Below are 22039 nucleotides of genomic sequence, written 5' to 3'. Positions count from 1 at the left end.
GGGGGATGGGTCGCGTGGAAAGTCAGGTCTGACGGGTGAGCTCGGAGAATCCGCAGAACAGCCTCGAATTTTCGGACGGCAGCGAGGGGACCGGATCGTTGTGATCAAGGAAAGTACGGCAGATGTCGTAAAACTCCTCCTGGCTCTTGCATCGCCTGAGCTGGAACTCGAAATCCGGATCATGACCCTGGGTCACGAAGACCATCGTCTTCTTCATCTGCTGGACATGGAGCTTGGGATCAAAGTGGGGTGTATGGGAAGCGATGGTCTGGTAGAGCGAATCGATGTAGCCCAACAGCTCTCGGCCCGTCGGTGGATGGGGTGGCTTGCCCAGGAAGGCGGAGCGCAGTTGTTCGAACAGCCACGGATTGCGGATTGCTCCCCGTCCGATCATCAGGCCCGCGCAGCCGGTCCGGGCATGGTAGGCGCGGCCGGTTTCCACGTCGACGACGTTGCCGTTGGCGATCACGGGGCACTTCAGCGTCTCGACGGCCTGACGGACACAGTCGGTGTGAACCGGTGTCTGGTAGCGTTCGACAACCGTCCTCCCGTGAATGGCGAGCGCATCGATGGCGTGGCGTGCGAATAATGCGAGGAGTTCATCGAATTCCTCGTGCGAGTGGTATCCCACGCGGGTTTTCACGGTGAATCGCCCGGGAATGGCATCGCGCAGGGAGCCGAGAATACGATCCACCTTCGGGAGGTTCCGCAGCAGGCCGCCGCCTGCTTCCTTGCGGCACACGACCGGCGCGGGGCAGCCGAGATTGAGGTCGATGCCGGCGATCGGGTGCACGGCCAGCTCGCCGGCAGTGCGGATCAGGGCGTCGATATCCTGACCGATCATTTGCGCGAAGATCGGCCTGCCGGTCGGGTTCTCATCAATCGACCGCAGGATCCAGGGGTCTGGTCGTGAGTCGCTGTGGACGCGGAAATACTCGGTCACATAAATGTCCGCGTCGCCATAGCGGTGGAGGACCTCGAGGAACGAGAGGTTGGTGACATCCTGCATCGGCGCGAGGAAGAGCGCCGGTCGGTCGGTTGGAAGGAGGTCGATCAATGGACGCTATTCCGGTCGGGGAAGCTCAAACAGCTTGTCTGTGTGGCAGTACCAGTCCGGCGAACCCATGCGTCCTGGCGGGGTGTGCATCTCCTGTCGGATCCTCAGGGTGTCGGCATCGATCAACTCATCCTGCACATGCACGCGGTGGACGATGCCGAGCACAATGCGGTTCTGTCCGATCCGTTGGATCGAGTGGACCTTGCACTCCAGGGCGGCCGGTGCCTTGGCCAGACGGGGCGGGGCAATCGTGGACGAGGGGAGGGTTTCGAGTTGTTCCCGGTCGGCTTCGCTTTCTCCCGGCGGGAGTGATGCCGCAGTGCGAACCATGGCGTTCGTCAGCTCCGGAGAGACGAGGTTGACGACGAACTCACCGGTTCGCTGGGCATTCCGGGCAGTGTCCTTCTCCCTTCCATCGGGGTGGTTCCCCGGCGCAAAGATGACCAGCGGTGGGCGGGACCCGAAGACATTGAAGTACGAGAAGGGTGCGAGATTGACGGCTCCGTCTTCTTCCGCCGTGCTGACCCATGCGATGGGGCGCGGGGTGATCAGGCTGGAAAGAACGGGGTAGGCCCGGTCGGCGTGCGCTCCTAAGAGATCGAGTTCCATGAGGTGAGGATGGGGGCGGGGCGGGCGTCGCGCAAGAGAGCTTGCTTGACATTCAATATGTCTGGTGAAAGCTACGACATCATTTCTATGGAAAGGAGGCATGGTGCATAATAACGACTTGCTGCACACGGAGAAGATCCTGGCAGATCGGAAGACATTCTTTCTCGATCTGAAGGAAAACCAGCGGGGTATGGTGGTGAAAATCACCGAAGACGTCGGAGGAAACCGGGACACCATCATGGTGCCGGCGGACATCCTCGGCGACTTCATTGCTGCGTTGAGTGATATCAAGGCGACGGCGGACAGCCGCTGAGCTTGATTCATCTCTGAAAGCACGCGCATGGTTTGCATGCGCTCGTCACGGTGGCTCCAGCCATCGGGGCTAGAGCAGCGACCCTGACTCCTTCCCGGAGGTCGCGTGATTTGTTGGCGGGGACTTGCGCTCCATTCTCTGCTGGATTCCGGTCTTTAAAGTTTCGGAATTCCTGATAGTAAAGCCGCCATGAGTCGAGGATCTGGTGGCTGGTGGGCCAAGCGTCTGGTGATTTTGGCGCTGGTTGTGGGCGCGGCAGCATGGGGTTTCATCAAGGGAATGCCTCAAGAGGAGGTGGCGGCTGTCGAGCAGGCCAAGGAGCTGAAGAAGTTGACGGTGAAGAACTTCGCGGCGGCGATCGCGGCGGAGGATGTTCTGGTGGTGGTGAATTTGAAGAAGAAGCGGTCGGAGGAGTCGAAGAGCCTCGAGGCGTTCTTTGAGGAACTCAAGAAGCGGGATGTTTACAGCGATCAGGTGCTCTTTGCCGAGGTGGATGGAGATGCGAATCCCGAGCTGGCCGCGCAGATGGGAGCGGATCCCAAGGAAGAGTCCAAGGGCTTTGTCGGATTCTACGCTGGCGGCAAGAAGCTCGGTGAGCTGGTAGGCGAGACGGACCGGAAGGTGGTCCAGTCCGAGATCGAACGTCATTTGAAGGGTCTCATCATGCGGACGGGACCGGGCTGGCTGCCGGAGGTGGAGGGGATGACCCCGATCTCGTCAGGTCGCTGAACTCCTCAAGATTTGATCATGAATTCCAAGCGCATTCTCCTCTGCCTCTGTGGGCTTGTTCCAGCCGTTCTCCTGCTTGTCCAGTGTGACAAGATTCCGAAATTCGGTGAGGCGGGCGGGACCACCGTGAACGATTCCGGGGAGCAGGTTCGTGATATCGAGGCGACGGATTTTGATTCATTCACCGCCATCAAGGGCAAGTTGGTGGTGGTGGACTTCCACGCTGACTGGTGCGGCCCGTGCAAAACGCTGGGGCCGAAGCTCAAGACGATCTCGGCTGAATTCGGCGACGATGTCGTGGTCGGGAAAATCAACGTTGACGATGCCAAGAACCTCGCTTCGAGGCTCGGAGTGAGCGGTATCCCCGACGTCCGACTCTTTCGGGACGGCAGTCAGGTGGACCGATTTGTCGGCGACATTCCCGGAACCTTGATCCGCTCAAAGTTTCAAGCGCAGGTGACCCTGCTGGAAATGGCTGAGAAGCGGTCTGAGGATCCCGACGCCGAGGCTCCCGCCGAAGAGCCGATCCAGCGGATGAACAAGGATTGGATGCCCGAGGGTTTGGAGAAGCGCTGATTCCCCCGCCCACGGCCTGGCTTATTCGAGCAAGGCCTGCAGTTCCCAGGTTTTCTTGTCTCGTGGGGTGCCCGGTCCGTTGTAGCCGAGCATCCTGAAGCCTTTGGTTTCCAGTCCCTTGTGCTCGATGACAGCTTCCAGAGCCTCGCGTGCGACGGCGACGTTCTTGTTCGAATCGGAACCCTGCCACGCGTAGCTCAGTGCCTTGGTTGATGGCACGTCCCGGACTTCCACCTTGGCTCCGTCGGGTCCGGTCGCACCGACCTTCCCGTTCTGGTAGAGGAAGGCCATGCCTTTCTGTTCGAGTTCCCCATCCCGGTCCTCATCGGTCATCGCCATTTCGACCGGGGCCGTCATCGGGATGTCGTTCTTCTTGATGTGCATGAAGAGCGTCCAGAAAGCTCCGCGCTCGCCCTTCCCATTGGTGAAGGCTGCGCGGTAGGACGGGTAGGTTTTCTCGGCAACCTGATTGTAGGGCCCGGGGGCCGGCCAGTTCTCAGGAAGGGGAGCTTCGTTGACGTATTTTGGAGCTTCGCCGGACTTGTCGTCGGCCTGCAAGCTGCAGGCCGCCATCAGGGCGAAAAGTGGAAACCATTGTTTTTTCACCCCGGAAGGACGTTTGGATCCGGGAAGTCGCAAGGGAAATCATTCTTCGAAGAGCTCGGAGAAGAAATCCTGCATGTGTCGCCATGACCGCTCATCGGCCTTTTTCTGGTAGGCGGCTCCCTTGCTCGGATCATCGCCGGCCATCGGCTGGGTGAAGGCGTGAACGGCGTCGCTGTAGGCGATGAATTGCCAGTCGGCTCCGGCTTCCGTCATCTCGCGCTGGAAGCCGGCGACTTCCTCGTCCGAAACATGGGGGTCCACGGCGCCGTGGCAGACGAGGATGGAGGCTTGGATGTCTCCTTTGCCGGCTGCCATGCCGTCGGCCGCGCCGAGGCCGCCGTGAAAGGAGACGACACCGTCGATCGCCGCTCCGGAGCGGGCGAGCTCGAGGACGCCGGTGCCGCCGAAGCAGTATCCGATCGCCGCGATGTTCTCCGGGTCCGTCCGGGAGTCGCCTTTGAGCACGTCCAGGCCGGCATGCAGTCGCTCACGGAACAGCTTGCGGTTGCCCTTGTATTTGCCGGCTTCCTTGCCGGAAGCGGGAGGTTGTGGGCGGATGCCCTTGCCGTAGATGTCGAGGGCGAAGACATTGTAGCCGAGCTCCGCGAGCATTCGGGCACGCCGCTTTTCGTAGTCCGTCAGGCCGGTCCATTGATGGACGATGAGGATGCCGGGGCGCTTGCCATCGGTGGCGGTGTCGTAGGCGTGGAATCCGAGCAGTGTCGTATCCTTGTGCTGATATTCCACGTCACGTTCGATGACTTCTGCGAAGCTTGCGGTGATGAGGGAAAGAATGAGAGCGATGACTTTCATGACCATCCAGAAAAGCGCAGCCTGTCGAGGAGTCAACCAGTGATGATGAGCGATCGAAGGAGGGGGAACGGACGAACATGGATGATGGGCCTGCTGGTCATCCTGCCGGTGGCTTTTGTCATCGGGCATGTGCTCGGGCGGGATGCGGTGTGGAACCACCAAACGGGGGAGTTGTTCAGTCCGTTGACGAACTGGGTCAGTGACTATGCGTATCGTAGTCCGGCGTGGCCGTGGTTCATCGCCTGCATGGATCTGTTCGCGCTGGTGCTGGCGGCGCTGTCGTATCGGGTCTTCACTCGGCTCAAGGGACCGCGGGCGGTGGTTTGGCTGATGGCGATCCTGCTCGCCTACGCATCGCTGAAGCTGGTGGAGGTCGCGGTGTTCCCGGTCAAACCACCGGAGGTGACGGTCGGGGAATTGCAGGCGCGTCTCGACCGCGGGGTGTTTGAGCAAATCCGGGACGAGATCGAGGATGTGTATCGCGAGGTGCGTGGCCAGGTCGCTCCCGAGCGCGATTCGGCATGGGATGTCGTCCGTGTCTTTCAATCCAACATGGGCCACATGATCGGCATCCGTGGTGTCATCATCGCGGTGGTCCTGACGATGGCCCTGGGCGTGGCCCTGCCGCTGGGGCGGCGCTGGCAGGTGCTGAGTGTGCTCCTCCTCGTGGCGACCCTGGCCGCCATGTTCCACTCCCGGGGCGAGAACTTCGGGCTCTACCAGAGGTTGGCCTTCTTCTCGATCTATCTGTGGATGTGGCTCGCGACGCTGACCTGGTTCCGGCCATCCGGCAGGGCAGGTCGTGTTTGAGGCGAAGCTCTGAAGTCGCGGGACGCGATCAGAGCTTTTCGATGCGGAAGACGACCGGGCTGCTGTTGACGCAGTCGAGGCCTTCGATCTCGGTGAGTGTCTCCTGAAGGAGGCCGAACGGGCAGCTGTGGAGCTGGAACACCATGTCGACAAAGTCGGCGTCCGGGGTCTCAGGATTGACCGGCGAGTGGGTGCCGGAAATGCCGATGCCTGCGGCTGCGAGTTTGGCCGCGATTTCCGCGACCACACCGGGGCGATCGGTCACATCGAAACGGACGTAGTAGGCGGTGGTGGTTTCTTCCACCGGCACGAGGGCTCCGGCCTCCTTGTAGGGGAGGAACCCGCGATGGCCGTCCGGCTGACGCAGCGAGCGCGCGGCCTCCACCAGGTCGGCGACAGCGGATGAGGCGGTCGGGTCCTGGCCGGCCCCACTTCCATAGAAGAGGGACTCCCCGGCGGCATCGCCATGGACGGCGACGGCATTGAAGACGCCGTGCACGCTCGCGAGGATGTGGCTTTTGGGGATGAAGGACGGCTGAACGCGCACCTCGATGGATCCGTCGTCATGCTCACGCACGACGGCCAGTAGCTTGACGACGTAGCCCAGGCGTGTGGCGAACTCGATGTCGATCGGGCGGACTTGCTCGATCCCGGCCACGTAGACCTTGGTGGGATCGATGGAGAATCCGTAGGCGAGGGTGGCAAGCAGGATGGCCTTGTGGGCGGCATCCCAGCCATTGACGTCGAGGGCGGGGTCGGCTTCCGCGTAGCCAAGGTCCTGGGCTTCCTTGAGGGCTTCACTGAATTCCAGGCCGGCGTTGGCCATCCGCTCGAGAATGTAGTTCGAGGTGCCGTTGATGATGCCGGTCATCGAAAGGATCCGGTTACCGACAAAGGACTCCTGGACGGTCTTGATGATCGGGATGCCTCCGGCCACCGCCGCTTCGAAATGAATCGGGGTGTCGTGCTCCTTGGACAGGGCGAAGAGTTCGGTGCCGCGTTCCGCGAGCAGCGCCTTGTTTCCGGTGACGACCGGTTTCCCGGCTTTCAGGGCGGCGGCGACGATGTCGAAGGCGGTATCGGTGCCGCCGATGAGCTCGACGACGATATCGACCGCCGGGTCGGCGACGAGTTCCTGCCAGTCCGTGGTGATGGCATCCGCGGGCAGGTCCGCTGCCCGGGCCTTGGCCGGGTTGCGAACGAGAGCCTTGGCAACCTTGAGCCGCACCGTGCCGCCGGTGCGGTCGGTGATGAGGTCACTGTTGCGTTGGAGTGCGAGGACGACCCCGGAACCAACGGTTCCGAGGCCAGCGAGGCCGATGCCGAGCGTGGAGCATTTCACGCGCCGAGCCTCATCTCTCCCCGCGGGCGGGGAAAGTGCAAACCGAGTCAGGAAGTCAGTTGTTTTTCGGCGGCTGCCCAGTCACCCGCGCTGTCGCCGGGGATTCCCTTGGCACAGCGCTCAAGGTAGCAGTAATACGCGCGCTCCGCGATCTCATGATGCAACGGGGCTGCCTTGGCCGCCGGCTTCTTCTTCGCGACCTTCTTGGCCGCAGCCTTTTTGGCAGGTGCCTTCTTCGCCGCCTTCTTCACGATTTTCTTGGTGACCTTCTTGGCTGCCTTCTTCGCGGTCGTTTTCGTGACCTTCTTGGCGGCTTTCTTGGCTGACTTCTTGGTAGCTTTCTTCGCAGGCATAATGTGGGGCGCGCGCAGTGGAGCAGTGTCGATGCCAAGGCAAGCGGAATTCGACAACAAGCCGATGATTGTAACGAGTCGGTTGTATCGTATGATCTCCTTGTGAGCGAAGGCTACTCATGGAGCGACATGCGTGATGAAGGGCCGTCCCGGTTACCCGGGCCGGACCATCTGGGCTGGTGGGCCGGCGTCGCGCTGCTGGTCGCCATCGTGCTCCATGCGGCGGCCTTTCTGGCACTTGGTCAGATCAAGGTGGCGCTTGGTTTCACGGAGGCGGAGGAAATCCGGACCGCTCCGATCAATGTGGATCAGGTCGAGGTGCTGCCCCCGACGATGCAGGATGTGCCGGTGGATGCGGTGGTGGAGGAGATCCCGGATGCCGCGTCGTTGCTGGACGAGATCGACGTGCTGGCCCAACTGCCGGAAGACATGGAACTCGACATCACTCCGGACACGATCGATCCGGAGTTCGCAATCAAGCCTCAGCAACCTCTTCCCGATGGCGCCCCGCAGTCGATCGAGCTGGATGCCGCATCCGACTTCGATCTCGCCAGCGAACTCCCCGACATGGGGCGCACCGAGGAGCCGCTGCCCCTGGCGGCTGAGGGGCAGGTGATCGTCGACCCCGGCGAGGTGACGGTGGCCGACCCGGCGATGGATGAGTTCACCGAGGAGATCCTGAAGAATGGGGCCGGTGGCAAGGCGCCCGAGGGATCGCTGGATGGTGTGGTGACGCTCGATGATTTGGTCGGCTTGCCCGAGAATGTGCTGGTCGGGAAGAAGACCATGCTGCCGAGCGACCTGCTGTTTGAATACAACAGCGCTGAACTCAGGGAGAGCGCCCGGGTTGGGTTGATGAAGTTGGCCCTGCTGGTGGAGCGGAATCCCGGCCTGTTCTGTTGGATCGAAGGGCATACCGATCTCTACGGGGGGGACTCCTTCAATCTGGAGCTTTCGCAGCGCCGGTCCGAGGCAGTGAAGGGTTATCTGGTCGAGTCGCTTCGTTTGCCGGAGGAAAAGATCATCACCCGTGGATACGGCGAATCCCGTCCCTTGATCGCGGCGGGAACCGTTGAGCAACAGGGCCCGAACCGACGGGTGGAAATCAAGATGCGTCGGACAACGCCGCCGAAGGATGAACCGGTGGTCCCACGACCGCAACCGGTCGAACCGGAGCCCGAACCGATGCCTGCTCCGCCGGTGGAGCCGCCCGCTCCCCGTGCCGTGCCTGTGCCCGAACCTGAGCCAGAGCCTGCTCCACCGAAGGCGGTGCCGGTGCCCGAGCCCGCTCCCCGGGCGGTGCCTGTGCCGGAGCCGGTGCCGCGTGCTGTCCCGGTGCCTGAGTGAAGGATTGGCAAGGCTGCATATTGGCTCGTCCCGCCCGAAACCCGAATGCTATTGTCAGACCGTGCGCGCCTTGGACCTGCCTGAGAACCCGGAGTGGGTGCTTTCCTTCGACTTCGACGGGACACTCCACGACCCGGCGTCGTCATCTCCGGTCGACAGCGAATTCTTCGACCTCATCTCCAATCTCCGCCGGCGGGATTGCGTGGTCTGGGGCATCAATACCGGGCGTTCGATGGAACATGTGATCGAAGGTCTGATCGAGAGCCGGTTTCCCTTCTCGCCCGACTGGGTCGTCGCCCGTGAGCGTGAGATCTGGTACCCGAACCCATACGGACGATGGGTCGGTGACATCAAGTGGAACAAGACCTGCGACCGTGACCACAAGCGCTTCTTCAAGAAGATCCGCAAACTCCTCCTGCTGATCCGTGCGGAGGTCGAGGAACACACCGGTGCGACATGGGTCGAACAGAAGGGGGATCTGGCGGGGTTGATCGCCCGGACGGATGAGGAGATGGAATGGATCCTTGGCAGGGTCAGGACCCACGCTGCGGCCGAACCGCTGCTGGGTTGGCAGCGCAATTCAATTTATCTCCGATTCGGTCACAAGAACTACCAGAAAGGTAGTAGTTTGCGCCAGGTCGCGTCGGGATACGGGTTGGGTCCGGAGCGATGCTTCGCGATCGGTGACAGCCACAATGATTTCGAGATGCTTTCACCCGATGCTGCGGCGCGGATCGCCTGTCCGGGGAATGCGGTGGACGAAGTCCGCACCCATGTGGGGACGGTTGGTGGCTACATCTGTTCCGCGGCCCACAGTGCGGGCTGCGTCGAGGCGCTGGAGCACTACTTCTCGGCATCATGACGGTCGACGGAGCACCGGCTCCGTGGTGGCGGAGTCTCATCAATGAGAAACGCTCCGTGGTTTACGGACTCACTTTCGGGATCTGGGGCCTCGTGTTTTTCTACTGCGCGTTGCACGACCAATATCTCGTGCGTCTGGCTCCCGAGCATTTCACTGTCTATCACCCGGAGTTGTGGGGGATCGAGAATGAGTCCCTGCTCGCGCTGGCATGGGCGTTCAGGGCGTCCATCGGACCGGGTATCCTGCTCGGGTTGGCGGCGACCTTCGTGGGTCGCGGTGGCAGGCTTCCCAAGATGCCCCTGAAGCCGATGTTTGCCGCCGTCGCGACGGGGCTGGTGATCACCGAGTGCTGCGGACTTGCGGCGGGTGCTTACTCGTGGTTCACCGGTCGCACGGTCTATCCGGAGATCATTTACCCGGAGCTCACCCGCCCGCTCATCACCAGTCAATCGATCCAGTTGACCTGCTACCTGATTGGAGGCGTGGTGGGGGTGGTCTTCCTCATCTGGATCCGCCGCTGGCGCCGCCGGGCGGAAAACCCGGCTTAGGGTTTCTCCATCGGGTGGTCCTTGAGGAGTTCTTCGGTGGTCCAGAAGGTGGAGCGTTTCGAGTGGGCCTTGCGCACTTCCTTCACGTCCTTTTTGTTGATGGCGGGCCCCTTGTTCCCCCAGCTGTTGCGGACATAGGTCAGCACGGCGGCGACTTCCTTGTCGTCGAGCAACTCGGCAAAACGGGTCATCGGCGGCACTCCCTTGTTGGGGTCGTAGTGGACGCCCTTGACGGTGATCGGTCCCCACAGGCCGTGAAGGGTGAGCTTGATCAGACGTTCGTCGCTGCCTTGGACCCACTCGCTGCCGGCGAGCGGAGGGTAGGCGGGGGCGAGTCCCTTGCCATCCGCCTGGTGGCAGGTCACGCAGTGGGCCTCGCGCATGAAGACCCGGGCTCCGAGTTCGTAGGCTTTCCCTTCCTCGCGAGTGAGGTGCGCGGGCACCTTCACCTTGGCTTTCCTTTCCCTCCCGGCCGGGATGGCCTTGCCCTTGGTGGGATCGGCGGGTCCCCAGAAATGCTTCACCGTGGCGGCATTGATGCGGACGTGTGGGTCGGGTGAGGTGAGCACGGCTTCGAGAAGCGCTTCGTTCTTCACGTTGTGCTGCTGATGGACCCAGAGTGCTTCAAGCAGCGGCAGGCCGTCTTCTTTGCGGCTCGGGTCGAACTTCTTCACCCACTTGGCGACTTCGGCCATGACCTCGCGGGTACCCCGTTCGCTCAACTCCACACGGGTGCGGTGGCGCACCCCGTCGACCGGGTGTTCGAGGTTCTTGAGCAGGGCGGCGACCGGTTCGCCGTCGATCTTCACCTTCTCCTGCAGTGGGCGGTCCTTGTAGACCATGCGGTAGATGCGGCCGTGCTTCTTGTCGCGCTGGGGGTCGCGGATGTTGTGTTGCATGTGGCCGATGATGACATTGTGCCAATCGGAAACGTAGAGGGCGCCATCTTCCCCGAAGACCGCATCGGTCGGGCGGAAGTTCTTGTCCTCGGACTGCAGGAACGGGTCGGTCGGAGTGCCCCAGATCTCGCCCTGTTTGTAGTCGACGTCGCCTTCGGAGAATCCGTCGCGGTGGAGGTCGTAGCGCTTGATGCCGAGATAGCCGATGACGTTGAGGAGCATGAAGTCCTGCTGGATCTCATCCGGGAAATTGGTGCTGGAGATGATGGCATCCGCGGTGACCGGGCGGACCTCCTTCTTCACAAGCGGGAACATCTTGAAGGAGTCGCCGTGGGGGCGCACCTGATAGGAACGCCCGCCGGTGCCGTCGTTGGCGAAGTGGTAGCCCCAGCGGTCAAAGCTGCTGCCGTGGGGATTCGGGCTGTTGTTGGCGTGATGGGTGATGGTGTAGCGCCGCGGGTCGAAGCGATACATGGCGGACGAGCCGCTGGAAAGCGGGGGACCCCACGGGTGCTCGTGGGCATTCCTGAGGAAGACGCCACTTTGCCAGTAGATGCCGCCGTCCGGGCCGTAGAGCAGGTTGTTCGCCGCGTGGTGGGTGTCCGCGGAGCCGATGCCTTGGAGCAGCACGATGCGGACGTCGGCCTTGTCATCACCGTCGGTGTCCTTGAGGAAAAGGATGTCCGGCTGCGAGGTCACGATGACGCCTCCGTTCCAGAATTCGAAGCCGAGCGGGCTGTGGACCTTGGCGAACTCGACGGCGCGGTCGGCCACTCCGTCTCCATCGTCATCGGGAAAGATCATGAGGCGATCGTTCATCGGCTTGAGGGGTTCCCACTTCGGGTAGGTCCCCCAGCAGGCGGCCCACAGGCGGCCCTTGGTGTCGACCTGCATTTGCACGGGATTCGCCAGCTCAGGGAAGCGGCTTTCGTCGGCGAAGAGGTTCAGCTCGAAGCCCTCGGGCACCTTGATTGTCGAGATGGACTCCTTGGCGTCGAGATAGGTGGTGGAACCTTCCTTCGCCGCGCTGGAGCTTTTGCTGCCGCCTCCCACATTGGAGATCACCTTGACCGGTGGCGGCACGTTGGAGTCGTCGATCTCGAACTTCTCGCCCTTCACCGCAGCCCAGATTCCGGCATCCCGGTTCTGGGTCATCACGTCGAGCATGGTGAGTTCGTGCACGAGCACATCGCTGTTCTTCTGGCCGTCGACGAAGGCCAGTTTGGAGCGCCCGCCCCAGATGTCGTTGCCGTCGATCGCGCGGTAGCGGTTGTGCCAGGTCCAGTTCTTTTCGAGCACCGCTTGGCGCACGGGTTCGAGATCCTTGCCGGCCTTGGCTTGCTTGCCGGTCAGGGCGCTGGCGATGACTCCTGCGAGCTGGCGGTTGCCTTCGGGAAGCAGGTGGATGCCATTGAGAGTCAGCGGGGATTCGGCGGATTCGTAGAGTTCCTGAGTAGGGTGGAAGAGGTCGACGAATCCGACCTTCTTCTCCTCGGCGACCTCAGCGAGCGCCCGGGTGTAGAGCTCGAGGTTGGCATTGTTGGCGGAGCCATCCGGCAGGTTCGGGTCGTTCAGGTTTTCGTGGGCGATGGGGCTGAACAAGACAAAGCGTGCAGGGGTCTCGCCGTTGAATTTAACCATGCGGTATTTGTCGATCATCGACGCCATGCTCTTCTTGAACTTCGGCACGCCGGACTCACCCGCGAAGGATTCGTTGTAGCCGAAGAAGACGAAAATCACGTCCGCCTTGCAGTCTTCAAGATAGCGCTCGTGGGGTGTGAATCCTTGACTGCGCGGGCGTGAATCCACGGTGTCCCCGGAGTACGAGAGATTGCGGAACCGAAGCTGGTGGTCCGGATGGGTCTTCTGAATCAGGGACTCGACCCAGCCATCGTGCTGCATGCGGTCGCCCAGACCGTTGCCGATCAGGCAGACGACGTCGTCTTTCTCCAGTGTCAATTGGCCGGTGGCGCTTCCTGCCGTGGCGAGGAGGGCGAGAAATGAGATGCGGGCCAGGGAAGGCAAGGAAGGGAAAGTCATCAAAACGCGGGCAAAGTGCCCCGATGAGACGTTCGCGCCCGGCAGGTTCTATCGTTGGTCCACGACGAAGGGATCCGGCATCGCCATCAGAGAACCCCAAGCAGGACGCCTTCGTGAGTCAGCAACTGCTGCTTGATCTTCAAGCCACCGCCGAAGCCCGTCATCGAGCCATCGGCCCCGATCACCCGGTGGCAGGGGATGATGATGGAAATCGGGTTGCTGCCATTGGCCAGGCCGACCGCGCGAACCGCGCCCGGGTTCTCCAGCTTCCGCGCGATGTCCCCGTAACTCCACGTGGTGCCGAAGGGGATGGTCGAAAGCTGGGCCCAGACCTGCTCCTGAAAGTGGGTGCCCCGGGCGTCGAGCTCAATGTCGAACTCGGTTCGCTCCCCACGGAAATACTCGGCCAGTTGTTCCTCCGCAGCGTTCAGGTGCGGGTTGGTTGGATCATCGGTCGCGGTGGCCGTCTCCGGATAGCGATGACCGAAGAAGAGCCCTGCCAGACCTTTCGCGGAGGCGAGAAGGACCAGCTCACCGACGGGGCTGCCGACGCGGCGGGCGGCTGTGGCATGCTCGGGGAATCCCTTCATGCCTCAGTCTGGCATCCGATGGGGCTTCCGGCAAGTCGACCGTGCATTCCGGCCATGGCGACGGGGCGAGCCTGCGTCGCCAACCCGCGTCACATTTCCTGGAAGGCGATATCGAGTTCGCGTTCCAGGCGTGCGAGCGACTTCCGTTCGCGCGGATCGATCAGCGCGATGGAGATTCCCTTGAGCCCGGCACGGGCGGTGCGGCCGCTTCGGTGGGTGTAGTATTCCGTCTGATCCGGCAGCTGGTGGTGGATGACGAAGGCGAGTTGCTCGACGTCGATGCCCCGGGCGGCGACATCGGTGGCGATGAGCACCGAGAAGCGCTGCTTCTTGAAGGCACGCATCACCTTGTCCCGTTCCTTTTGGGTGAGGTCGCCTTGCAGGACGTCGACGGCGTGGCCCATGTTGGTGAGTTGCTTCGCCAGGGTGATGGCACCGGCTTTCGTGCGGCAGAAGATCAATCCACGGTCGTCCTTGTGCCGCCTGAGGAAGTTGGAAATGAACTCGTTCTTTTCATCCTTCCGGCAGATGGCGTAGCGATGGGAAATGTCGCGGTTCACGACGTGGCCGCGGTCGATCTTGATCGAGCGGGGGGTGTCGGCCATGCAATCCCGGACGAGCAGGTTGACGGAGTCCGGGAAAGTGGCGGAGAACAACCAGGTGCTCTTCCGCTGGTGGGCCAGAGCGAGGATCTTCGAGAGTTCTTTCTTGAAACCCATGCTCAGCATTTCGTCGGCCTCATCGAGAATCAGGTAGCGGACGTGCTCCAGCGTCAGGGCCTTGCGCTTGATCAGATCAAGGAGTCGGCCGGGCGTGGCGACCACAATCTGGGTTGGTCGCTGCAGAGCCCCGGCCTGGCGGTCGATATCGTCACCGCCACACAGCACCTCGGTGAAGACCTTGGCCGAGTATTTGGTGTAGCGGAAAAGTTGTTTGCCGATCTGCTTGGCGAGCTCGCGGGTGGGGGCGATGACCAGGCCCTGAATCTCCTTCGATTTCGGCTGGATCTTGGTCAGGAGCGGAAGACCGAATGCAGCCGTCTTGCCGGTGCCGGTCTGGGCTTGGGCAATCAGGTTGCCGCCGTCTTCGGTCAGGAAGGGAATCGCCTTCTCCTGGATCTCGGTGGGTCGGTGGATGCCGAGCTCCTCGATGCCCTTGATGAGGTCGGTCGGAATGCCTAGTGCTTGAAATGGATGAGCCATGAATGAATGCGAAAGCGTGTGGGGGCAGCTTGCGCCTTGGCTTTCGCCCTGACGAGCCTGATCCGAACGAGCTTTGGTCAAGGGAAGGGGTCGGGGAGCATGCCGTGACCGATGAAGAGGGCGGGGTGGCATGGAGACGGGATCTCGGCGGATTTCCGTGGGAAAGCGGCGGCTTGCGACGTATCCCGGAGTGTGCTGACACCCGGACTCTCACTCTCGATGATCGACGTGGATTGGTCGGAATGGTGGCTGACTTCGATCATGGCGGCCTCGTTTCTGGTGGTAGGTGCCGTCAGCGGCTTCCGATCGGGTGTGCGTGGGCAGAGCCTCCAGCACAGTTTTCTGCCGGCGGTGCGTGCGACGGTTTGCTTCGTCGTGCTCGCCTCCACGCTGGTGGCGGTGGTGCTTGCCTACTATTGGCTGTGGGATCTCGGATCTGACGAGAAATCCAACCAACTGCACCGTTACAGTTCCTACATCACGGCCCGACCTGAAGGGGCGATCCACGGGCTGGCGCTGGATTACCAAGGCTACTGGATCGATCTGAACTACGGCTGCGATTTCCACTACTGGTGCAGCTGTGCCAGATGCACCCCGCGGAGTCCGTTTGAGCTCGATGAGATCGTCAATCGAGCAATCGGCAACGGGGCGGCCTGGGCATTCCTCGCCCCGGTTTGGATGCTGTTCGGTTTGGTGCCGACCTTGGCGGCTGCGGGGGTCGCCCATCCGTTCGGGTTGAGGAAACGGGAGCGTCAGGCGCTGCCTCCGCGCTGAAGCGTGACAGGCCCGATGGCCCGACTGCAGGGCTCGGGAAGGGAATCGCCACGCTGATCAGATCGATTCATCAGGTTCCGCACATATTGACATCAAAACATAATTATGTTTTTATGCGTTTATGCGGACGACCTTGGATTTGCCGGATGCCTTGATGCGGGAAGTGAAGATTCGTGCGGCCCAGCAGGACCGGAAGCTCAAGGAGGTGGTGGAGGAGTTGCTGCGCCTTGGTTTGAAGGCAACCGGGGGGGCGCCAGAGAAGCGCCAGAGGCCGGTGGTCAAAGCGAGTCGCCCCGCGAGGGTCCAGGCCGAGGAGGGATCGGCCCGGAAGGTTCCTCAAACAGCCCGGAAGAAGGTGGCTGAGGAGGCCAAGCGGCCGGCGTCTTCATCACCGCCGTCCGATGCGTCGGTGATCGATTCCAGTTTTCCGCTCTAGTCGGCTCGGTCGGGATCCCGAGCGAGCGGGCTGGCGCGATTTCCCTCCATTTCCTGCCGGAGTTCGGAAGCCATAAGAAGTCGAGGGGGTCATGCCCCGGAGCCGGTCGCTTCGAATGGTCGTTGCGTCTTGGATCGTGATCCATGATGGTCCATTCATGAACAAGGATCCTCTGCATGGGATTACCCTGGAGCGCATGCTCACTGAACTGGTCGACGAGTTCGGCTGGGAGGATCTGGCCTATCGCATTCGGATCAACTGCTTCAGTCAGAACCCCAGCATCAAATCGAGTCTCAAGTTCCTGCGGCGCACCCCGTGGGCCCGGACGAAGGTGGAGGTGCTCTACAAACAGTTCCTGGGTCTTCAGGATCGCGAGCGGAGGATTTGAAGGAAGATCCCTACCTCGCCGGTCAGCAATCAAGCCGATCCTTGCGCATTGGCGGTGGCGGCTTATCGGTGATTGATGATCCGTGAAGGAACGAACGTAAGTTGGAGTTGGGGGAATGGAACGGCCAAGGGCGAGGTGACCGAGGTGTTCCATGAGAAAGTGACGCGGACGATCGATGGGAATGAGGTGACCCGTGATGCAAGTGAGGAAGAGCCTGCCTATCTGATTCGTCAGGACGACGGTGCGCAGGTCCTCAAGTCTGCAAGTGAGGTGGAGAGATCGGATGCCGGGGAGTGAAACCGGGTGATCCAGCATTGAAGGTTCGGACGGCCTTGTCTGGAATCCTTCCATGAGGGCAGGAGTTGATTTCTTTGACCGGCATCACCTCGATGTCGCCCGTGAGCTGATCGGGTCACGCCTCGAATGGGACGGTTGTGCCGGGGTGATTGTCGAAACGGAAGGCTACGGGAGCGAGGGGGATGAAGCCTGTCACACCTTCTTCCGCCGGAGTGCCCGCCAGTTCTTCGAGGAACACGGTCCGGGCACGGTCTATGCCTATATCAACTACGGGATCTACTGGCTTCTCAATGTTCTGGCCAAGGATGGGATCGTGCTCATCCGGGCCCTTGAACCTGTCGATGGCCTCGACGAGATGCGTCGTCGACGGGGTTCGAAGATGAGCGATCTACAACTCTGCTCAGGGCCGGGGAAGCTGGGGATCTCCATCGGGCTTGGTCGGGAAGACCATGGATCCTCGTTGGTGGACCATCCAGATCGACGGATTCTCACGAGACCGGAGGGGGCGGAAATCCAAGTGGCTTCGGATATCCGGGTCGGGATTTCAAAGGCGACGACTCTGCCGTGGCGCTTCCTGATGAAGGACAGCCCGCATGTCAGCGTCCGGCACGGGCGCGTGCGGGTGAAGTCCTGACAGTTTTCCCGGGCTCCGTTCCTGTTCATGCGGATCGGAGACTCGGCCTAAAGTCGACTACTCGGTGGAAGTCTTCGGGAGTTGGTTCTGGATTTCCTTCGCCACTGCTTCGGCGAGGAGGGCCGAGCCTTCGGGCTTGAAGTGGACGTCGCCGGGTTTCTTGCCGTAGCGGTCCATCTTGTCGGCCATGATGGCGTGGAGGTCGTTGATCTGGATTCCGTGTTTCTTCATCACGGCAAGGGCGGCCTTGTTGTAGATTTCGTCATCGCCGACCTTGCGCCCGGCTTCGCCTGCGGGCACCGGTGTGGTGGTCGCGAAGATGAGGGTGGCTCCGGTCTTCTCGAGGCGTTCGACGATGGCTTCGAGGTTGCGGGCGTAGACTTCAGGGGTGTGGGTGAGGGTTCCCTTCACCTTGTCTCGCTTTCCCTGGTTCTTGGATTCCGGATGGCGGTAGCAGAGGTCCCAGAGTCCCCAATTGAAGTGGATCAGGTCCCATGACCCATTCTTCTCATCGAGCCACTTGTCCAGATTTTCGATGCCCATGCCGGTGTGTCCGGCATTGCCCGGGATCCGGTGCACGTTGGCCACGCCCTCGAGCTTCTCGCGCACTCCGGCCGTGTAGCCGATGGAGATGGAATCCCCGATGATGAGGACTCGTGGCAGTGCCGGGTCATCGACGACCTCGCGGAAGGCGGGGTTGGTCTGCCGTTGTTTCTTGGAAGCCTCTCCGGGCGTAATGACTCCCTGCTGTGCGGATACCACCGGAATCAGGAGGAGGGAGACACAGGAGGCAAGACGTCTGAGGAAGGAATGCATGGGTGTTGAAGCTGATGGGTTGGGAAGCGTGTTTCAGCGGTTCGATCGTCGTGGTCCGGTGGTGGAACATCAATTCAGATTTGCCATCATGCGAATGCATCGGATCATGGCCGGGTCTCATGCCATCGCGCGGTCGTCACCAAAGCACATCCAAGGAATGCCTTGCGATCCTAAAGAGGATCGAGGCGATGGAAGGGGTGGCGGGAACCATGATCGGTCGTTCCTACGGAGGGAAGTCACTGGGGCGCGCGAGTCGCACCGGATCGGTGCGCATTCAACGCCGGCAATCCGGAGGCTTGAAGGCCGTGATGCAGTCGGAGAAGGGACTGCAGGAGCTCTTTATCCGCATCGATTCAGGTTTCGAGGAAGCCGTCGAGCAGGCGGTGGAAAAGATGGCCTAGCTTTTCTCCGAGCCATGGGCGCGAAGATCGGTGGCGTCACCGTTCGGGTCGTCCTTCATTCGTGCGAGGGAGTTCAGCCTTTGCCATGAGCGTCCCTCAGGGCTGCAGCCAGATCCGGGGTGGAGGCGAAACACACACCGCGGTGATTCATGTAGGTCGAGTCGGGGCGGTTCAGGTCGAGAGGTAGGCCGTCGAAATCGCGTGCATGGAGTCCGGCCTCATCGAAGAGGCAGGCGGTGGCGGCGAAGTCCCACAGTGACCCGCCACCCTGCTGCATCTTCGGCTTCTTGAAGTAGCAGGCCGGGCCATCCGTCAGCACGTGGCAGGCGTTGAGCACGCCACCCGCCCCTTCAATCACTTCGATCCCCGGGTATCCCTCGCGAGTGGCGACTTGTGCGACCTCCTCGATCAAGGCGTCGCGCTCGGGATGCATGGGAAAGGTGCAGTCGCAGAAAAACTTGAGGGGGCCGTCCGGGCGCAGGATTGGCTGGAATGCCTGACCGTCGATCTCGACACCCGCTCCCGCGACGGCGCGGTAGAGCTTCCGGGTGACGGGGTCGTAGATCACGCCGATCATCGCACGACCATCGTTGCGGACGAGGGCGATCGAAACCGAGTAACCCGGGATTCCCCGGGTGAAGGGAAGGGTGCCGTCCAGCGGGTCGACGCACCAGAAGTAGTCCTTCTCCATCCGTCTCTCATCGTCTTCTCGTTCTTCCGTGAGAATGGCGAGGTCATGGGCTTCGATAGAGGGGTTGAGAAGGTCGACGATGAGAGCTTCGCTCCGTTCATCGACCTCCGTCACGACCTGGGAGGCGAGACCACTACCGGCATCCTTTTCGCGGACCTCCACGTCGTGGTGACAGTAGCCGGCAATGAGTGCCCCGGCCTCCTTGGCGGCGTGGCAGGCCTGGTCGGCGAGGTGATGGAGGTGGTCCGAAGTGAGCTTCATGATTCTTGGTTGATCTGTGCGAGCACCTGTCTGGCGAGGCGTTCGCTGTAGCTGTGGATCTTCCAGTGCCCGGGGCTCCAGCCTTTGAGGAAGCGATGGAAGTCGGTCCAGGCAACCGGATAGAGGTCGCGCCACTCGGATTCGAGGGCATCGGCATCGACATCACTGCCGAGCTCAATGAGCGCGGTGCGCAGTTGTTTGAAATAGACGTCGAGGAGTCCGGGGGCGTGGCTTTCGCATTCATCCTCACCGAAGCAACTGCCGATGAAGTAGGCGACATCCTTCATGCCGCATCCCTTGCCGACATACTGGAAGTCGACGGCTGCGACGTCGTCCCCCTGCGGTGAGAAACAGAAGTTGGCCAGCTTGGCATCGCCATGGACCAGGGTCTGATGGGTGGCATGTCCGAGCATTGCATCCAGTGCTCCGGCAGCCTCCCACAGGACGGGATCCTCCGTGGCGAGCTGCTCCATCTCGTCGGGCCGTGTTTCCAAATGCCAATAGGTCCCGCGTGGCCATAGCCCGTCGGCAGGGCATCCCATGTAGGTGGCATGAAAGTGGGCCAGCCAGGCGAGGCAGGCGTGCAGTTCCTCCGTGCGGACGGTGGTCTTGCGCATCGGGAAACCTGACGCGTCGAGGTCTTCGAGAAGGAAGAGGATCTCGTCGCCGTGCTTGTCGATGGCGAGGCACTCGGGGAGTCGGCATTCGTCTCCCGCGCGCGCCGCGAACTGTTGATACCAGACCGATTCGATCTGGTACGATCGGAGTTTCCGCTGATGGGAGCGATCGGTATTCCATCCGCGTGGATGATCCGACGCTGCCGGCGGAGATATGTGCTTCACGATCAGGCTCTTTCGCGGGGTGCCATCCAGTTCGTAGCGCAACACCCGACCATACCCGCTCCACAGCCGCTGGACCATGCCGATCTCCCGGCAGCGGGTTGCCCCGGTTGCCTCGATGATCCGATTCTCCACCTCCAGTGCCATGCGGATGCGAGGCTGGGCGGAAACCGTCGATTGGTCCAGCACCTCGGCGGACTCATCGGTACCACCCTCTCGCTGCGTGGACTCGGCCAACTTCCGGGTGCTGCCTGCCGGAATCGCTTGGCAAGGTCGGCACGGACGTTCTAGATCCGCGCGCGATGCTTTCCCAGGAACCGATTGAATGGCCGGACGAGATCGAGGTGCTTGTCGACCGACTTGAGAAGGAGGCGGCCGAGCGGGATCTCAGCCGCGAGGAACGCGCGGTGATGGATGTCTATGAGACGGTCCCGGTGCTGGAGAGCGAGGACTGCCTGCACGAGTTCTGGCAGAGTGGGGTGGACCACCAGCGGGTGATCAATTCCTTCGACCTCGTGGGTGCGGCCACCTTGGTCGACCCGCTCAATGCCAGTCGCTGGTGTGAAACGCGTAGCGAGGATCGCAACGACTATACCGAGACCGAATCGGAATACCTCGCGACCATCGAGGAGGAACTCCCCGCCGGCATGGATGAACTCGTCGATCTTCTTCTCGAGTTCATCGAAGAAGAGCTCGGGTGAAAGTGCCTTCTTCCGCGCTCAGCGGGCAGATCGCATGGGCTCCTTCGATCCCGACCGCTTGGGTACGGTGGATCTCGTAGAAATCAGGGCTGCGGTGCCGGGTTGGACCATTTTCGCGCCTCCACATCCTTGAGATAGGCTTTTGCGAAGGCCTCACCGATCGCCATGGTGCCCTTCGCGTCGAAGTGGAGCAGGTAGGGGCGGTAGTGCGCTTGTTCGAGCATGCTGAATTTCCGCCCGTCGATGTCGACCATGGTCGCTCCCTTGACTGACTCCGAGACCTCGGCCTGCTGCTTGCGGATCAGTTCGTAGTTGGCGACCAGTTTCGGGTCTTTCGAATCGGTGTAGATTGTCTGGCTGCTGGAGATCCGTGAGAAATAGAAGCGCAGATCCTTGCCATAGGTCAGGCGGACATCGTTGATGAAGGCTTCAAGGTTCGCGGCGTAATCCTTCGCGCGGTCATGACTGAGATCGGCCTCGCCCTGGACCCAGAGCATGGCCTCGATCCGGTGCTCGTATTCTTTCAGTGCGGGATCGTTCTTCAGGGCCTCGAGTCCCTGGCCGATGACCTTCTGGAAGTTCCGATAGACCGACCCGTCACCCTCGGTCGTGGCATCACCTCCCGCCTTCCATTGCGAGTACAGGTTGGTGCCGCCGCGGGCGAACTTGATGATTGCGACCCGATCGTTCGAAACCTTCCCGTCGTAGTAAGATGCGACCTCTTTGCCGAAGGAGATCTCCGGACCCACGCCATCCTCCACGTGGGAGGCGCCGGGGCGGAGGGTGGTGTAGACCGGTTCGTGCATCGCACCGCCCTTGTGCGGGACGACCGCGTAGTAGAAGGGGATGTCCTCCTGCGGTTTCCGGAGCGAGGAAGGCAGGCTCTTTGAGGAGTCCTGTCCGACGGCGTTGGACTGCCCGCCGACAAGCACGATGTGAAGCACTCCCTTCGCTGCGGCGGAAGCGTTCGCGAGAGGAAGTAGCAGGGAAGCAAGTAGCAGGAGTTTTTTCATCGGGAGGATCGAAGCTCGCTGCGCCCGGGCGGCAAGACAAGGACCCGCTCGGCTTATTGGTTCACACGGTTGCACAGGCGTGCCGGCATTCA

27 protein-coding genes are annotated in these 22039 nt (G+C 61.6%); 14 read left to right on the top strand and 13 right to left on the bottom strand.

The window, feature by feature from the left end:
- Positions 1 to 22: 22 nt before the first annotated feature.
- Both JIN81_RS15955 and JIN81_RS15950 read right to left on the bottom strand, forming a co-directional pair.
- The gene (locus tag JIN81_RS15955) at positions 23 to 1057 is read right to left on the bottom strand and encodes a tRNA dihydrouridine synthase (protein ID WP_234045078.1); all 1035 of its coding nucleotides are present in this window, start codon (positions 1055 to 1057) and stop codon (positions 23 to 25) included.
- Positions 1058 to 1063: 6 nt separating this feature from the next.
- Positions 1064 to 1666 (bottom strand): flavin reductase family protein, encoded by a 603-nt coding sequence (locus tag JIN81_RS15950; RefSeq protein ID WP_200282158.1) that lies wholly within the window; start codon positions 1664 to 1666, stop codon positions 1064 to 1066.
- Positions 1667 to 1730: 64 nt separating this feature from the next.
- On the opposite strand from JIN81_RS15950, the gene JIN81_RS15945 reads away from it, so the two are divergent.
- The 3 genes from JIN81_RS15945 (at position 1731) to JIN81_RS15935 (ending at position 3284) form a co-directional block, all read left to right on the top strand.
- Positions 1731 to 1979, top strand: a complete 249-nt coding sequence (locus tag JIN81_RS15945; protein WP_325100899.1) for an RNA-binding protein — start codon at positions 1731 to 1733, stop codon at positions 1977 to 1979.
- A 189-nt stretch (positions 1980 to 2168) separates the two neighbouring features.
- Complete coding sequence (locus JIN81_RS15940; RefSeq protein WP_200282154.1) at positions 2169 to 2708, top strand: thioredoxin family protein; 540 nt, start codon at positions 2169 to 2171, stop codon at positions 2706 to 2708.
- Between the two features lie 18 nt (positions 2709 to 2726).
- Complete coding sequence (locus JIN81_RS15935; RefSeq protein WP_200282152.1) at positions 2727 to 3284, top strand: thioredoxin family protein; 558 nt, start codon at positions 2727 to 2729, stop codon at positions 3282 to 3284.
- Between the two features lie 21 nt (positions 3285 to 3305).
- Here JIN81_RS15935 and JIN81_RS15930 read toward each other — a convergent pair whose 3' ends face one another.
- On the bottom strand, positions 3306 to 3890 hold the full coding sequence (locus tag JIN81_RS15930; protein WP_200282151.1) for a heme-binding protein: 585 nt from the start codon (positions 3888 to 3890) through the stop codon (positions 3306 to 3308).
- Between the two features lie 39 nt (positions 3891 to 3929).
- Positions 3930 to 4703 (bottom strand): dienelactone hydrolase family protein, encoded by a 774-nt coding sequence (locus tag JIN81_RS15925; RefSeq protein WP_200282149.1) that lies wholly within the window; start codon positions 4701 to 4703, stop codon positions 3930 to 3932.
- Positions 4704 to 4784: 81 nt separating this feature from the next.
- Between JIN81_RS15925 and JIN81_RS15920 the strand changes: the two genes are divergently transcribed.
- Positions 4785 to 5513 carry a DUF998 domain-containing protein gene (locus JIN81_RS15920; protein ID WP_200282147.1) on the top strand — a complete coding sequence of 243 codons (729 nt, stop codon included), beginning with the start codon at positions 4785 to 4787 and terminating at the stop codon, positions 5511 to 5513.
- Between the two features lie 28 nt (positions 5514 to 5541).
- On the opposite strand, the gene JIN81_RS15915 is transcribed toward JIN81_RS15920, so the two are convergent.
- Together JIN81_RS15915 and JIN81_RS15910 are read right to left on the bottom strand one after the other, a co-directional pair.
- The gene (locus JIN81_RS15915; protein WP_325100898.1) at positions 5542 to 6855 is read right to left on the bottom strand and encodes a homoserine dehydrogenase; all 1314 of its coding nucleotides are present in this window, start codon (positions 6853 to 6855) and stop codon (positions 5542 to 5544) included.
- A 47-nt stretch (positions 6856 to 6902) separates the two neighbouring features.
- Entirely contained in the window at positions 6903 to 7208 is a 306-nt protein-coding gene (locus tag JIN81_RS15910) for a hypothetical protein (RefSeq protein WP_200282144.1), read from the bottom strand.
- Between the two features lie 102 nt (positions 7209 to 7310).
- Between JIN81_RS15910 and JIN81_RS19525 the strand changes: the two genes are divergently transcribed.
- From JIN81_RS19525 to JIN81_RS15895, 3 genes are all read left to right on the top strand, one after another.
- The gene (locus JIN81_RS19525) at positions 7311 to 8555 is read left to right on the top strand and encodes an OmpA family protein (RefSeq protein WP_200282141.1); all 1245 of its coding nucleotides are present in this window, start codon (positions 7311 to 7313) and stop codon (positions 8553 to 8555) included.
- A 61-nt stretch (positions 8556 to 8616) separates the two neighbouring features.
- On the top strand, positions 8617 to 9417 hold the full coding sequence (locus JIN81_RS15900) for an HAD family hydrolase (protein ID WP_200282138.1): 801 nt from the start codon (positions 8617 to 8619) through the stop codon (positions 9415 to 9417).
- Positions 9414 to 9965 (top strand): hypothetical protein, encoded by a 552-nt coding sequence (locus tag JIN81_RS15895; protein WP_200282136.1) that lies wholly within the window; start codon positions 9414 to 9416, stop codon positions 9963 to 9965. Before JIN81_RS15900 ends, JIN81_RS15895 begins: the two co-directional genes overlap by 4 nt.
- Here JIN81_RS15895 and JIN81_RS15890 read toward each other — a convergent pair.
- The 3 genes from JIN81_RS15890 to JIN81_RS15880 all read right to left on the bottom strand — a co-directional run bounded on the left by JIN81_RS15890 (position 9962) and on the right by JIN81_RS15880 (position 14696).
- The gene (locus tag JIN81_RS15890) at positions 9962 to 12904 is read right to left on the bottom strand and encodes a PVC-type heme-binding CxxCH protein (RefSeq protein WP_234045076.1); all 2943 of its coding nucleotides are present in this window, start codon (positions 12902 to 12904) and stop codon (positions 9962 to 9964) included. The genes JIN81_RS15895 and JIN81_RS15890 overlap by 4 nt on opposite strands.
- A gap of 86 nt (positions 12905 to 12990) precedes the next feature.
- Entirely contained in the window at positions 12991 to 13494 is a 504-nt protein-coding gene (locus JIN81_RS15885) for a methylated-DNA--[protein]-cysteine S-methyltransferase (RefSeq protein ID WP_200282132.1), read from the bottom strand.
- A gap of 89 nt (positions 13495 to 13583) precedes the next feature.
- Entirely contained in the window at positions 13584 to 14696 is a 1113-nt protein-coding gene (locus tag JIN81_RS15880; protein WP_200282131.1) for a DEAD/DEAH box helicase, read from the bottom strand.
- A 111-nt stretch (positions 14697 to 14807) separates the two neighbouring features.
- On the opposite strand from JIN81_RS15880, the gene JIN81_RS15875 reads away from it, so the two are divergent.
- The 5 genes from JIN81_RS15875 (at position 14808) to JIN81_RS15855 (ending at position 17225) form a co-directional block, all read left to right on the top strand.
- Positions 14808 to 15470, top strand: coding sequence for a hypothetical protein (locus tag JIN81_RS15875; RefSeq protein ID WP_200282129.1), 663 nt, complete (start codon positions 14808 to 14810; stop codon positions 15468 to 15470).
- 121 nt (positions 15471 to 15591) lie between these two features.
- A complete protein-coding gene (locus JIN81_RS15870) occupies positions 15592 to 15906 on the top strand; it encodes a hypothetical protein (RefSeq protein WP_200282127.1) in 315 nt (104 codons plus the stop codon).
- A gap of 157 nt (positions 15907 to 16063) precedes the next feature.
- On the top strand, positions 16064 to 16294 hold the full coding sequence (locus tag JIN81_RS15865; protein WP_200282125.1) for a VF530 family protein: 231 nt from the start codon (positions 16064 to 16066) through the stop codon (positions 16292 to 16294).
- 75 nt (positions 16295 to 16369) lie between these two features.
- Complete coding sequence (locus tag JIN81_RS15860; protein ID WP_200282122.1) at positions 16370 to 16591, top strand: hypervirulence associated TUDOR domain-containing protein; 222 nt, start codon at positions 16370 to 16372, stop codon at positions 16589 to 16591.
- Positions 16592 to 16643: 52 nt separating this feature from the next.
- Positions 16644 to 17225: a DNA-3-methyladenine glycosylase gene (locus JIN81_RS15855; protein ID WP_200282119.1), complete on the top strand. Its 582-nt coding sequence runs from the start codon at positions 16644 to 16646 to the stop codon at positions 17223 to 17225.
- Positions 17226 to 17282: 57 nt separating this feature from the next.
- Here the strand turns inward: JIN81_RS15855 and JIN81_RS15850 are convergent, their stop codons facing one another.
- On the bottom strand, positions 17283 to 18041 hold the full coding sequence (locus JIN81_RS15850) for an SGNH/GDSL hydrolase family protein (RefSeq protein ID WP_200282116.1): 759 nt from the start codon (positions 18039 to 18041) through the stop codon (positions 17283 to 17285).
- A 119-nt stretch (positions 18042 to 18160) separates the two neighbouring features.
- Here JIN81_RS15850 and JIN81_RS15845 point away from each other — a divergent pair, with 119 nt between their 5' ends.
- A complete protein-coding gene (locus tag JIN81_RS15845; RefSeq protein ID WP_234045074.1) occupies positions 18161 to 18442 on the top strand; it encodes a hypothetical protein in 282 nt (93 codons plus the stop codon).
- A 73-nt stretch (positions 18443 to 18515) separates the two neighbouring features.
- On the opposite strand, the gene JIN81_RS15840 is transcribed toward JIN81_RS15845, so the two are convergent.
- Positions 18516 to 19394 (bottom strand): 3'(2'),5'-bisphosphate nucleotidase CysQ family protein, encoded by an 879-nt coding sequence (locus JIN81_RS15840; protein WP_200282110.1) that lies wholly within the window; start codon positions 19392 to 19394, stop codon positions 18516 to 18518.
- Positions 19391 to 20470, bottom strand: coding sequence for a phosphotransferase (locus JIN81_RS15835; RefSeq protein ID WP_200282107.1), 1080 nt, complete (start codon positions 20468 to 20470; stop codon positions 19391 to 19393). Before JIN81_RS15835 ends, JIN81_RS15840 begins: the two co-directional genes overlap by 4 nt.
- 65 nt (positions 20471 to 20535) lie before the next feature.
- On the opposite strand from JIN81_RS15835, the gene JIN81_RS15830 reads away from it, so the two are divergent.
- Positions 20536 to 20934 carry a hypothetical protein gene (locus tag JIN81_RS15830; protein WP_200282092.1) on the top strand — a complete coding sequence of 133 codons (399 nt, stop codon included), beginning with the start codon at positions 20536 to 20538 and terminating at the stop codon, positions 20932 to 20934.
- 83 nt (positions 20935 to 21017) lie between these two features.
- Here the strand turns inward: JIN81_RS15830 and JIN81_RS15825 are convergent, their stop codons facing one another.
- A complete protein-coding gene (locus tag JIN81_RS15825) occupies positions 21018 to 21947 on the bottom strand; it encodes a sialate O-acetylesterase (protein ID WP_200282087.1) in 930 nt (309 codons plus the stop codon).
- Positions 21948 to 22039 lie beyond the last annotated feature (92 nt).

It is taken from the genome of Haloferula rosea (genome assembly GCF_016595525.1).
Taxonomy (GTDB): Bacteria; Verrucomicrobiota; Verrucomicrobiia; order Verrucomicrobiales; family Akkermansiaceae; genus Haloferula; species Haloferula rosea.
This window is presented reverse-complemented; position numbering and strand designations above follow the sequence as displayed.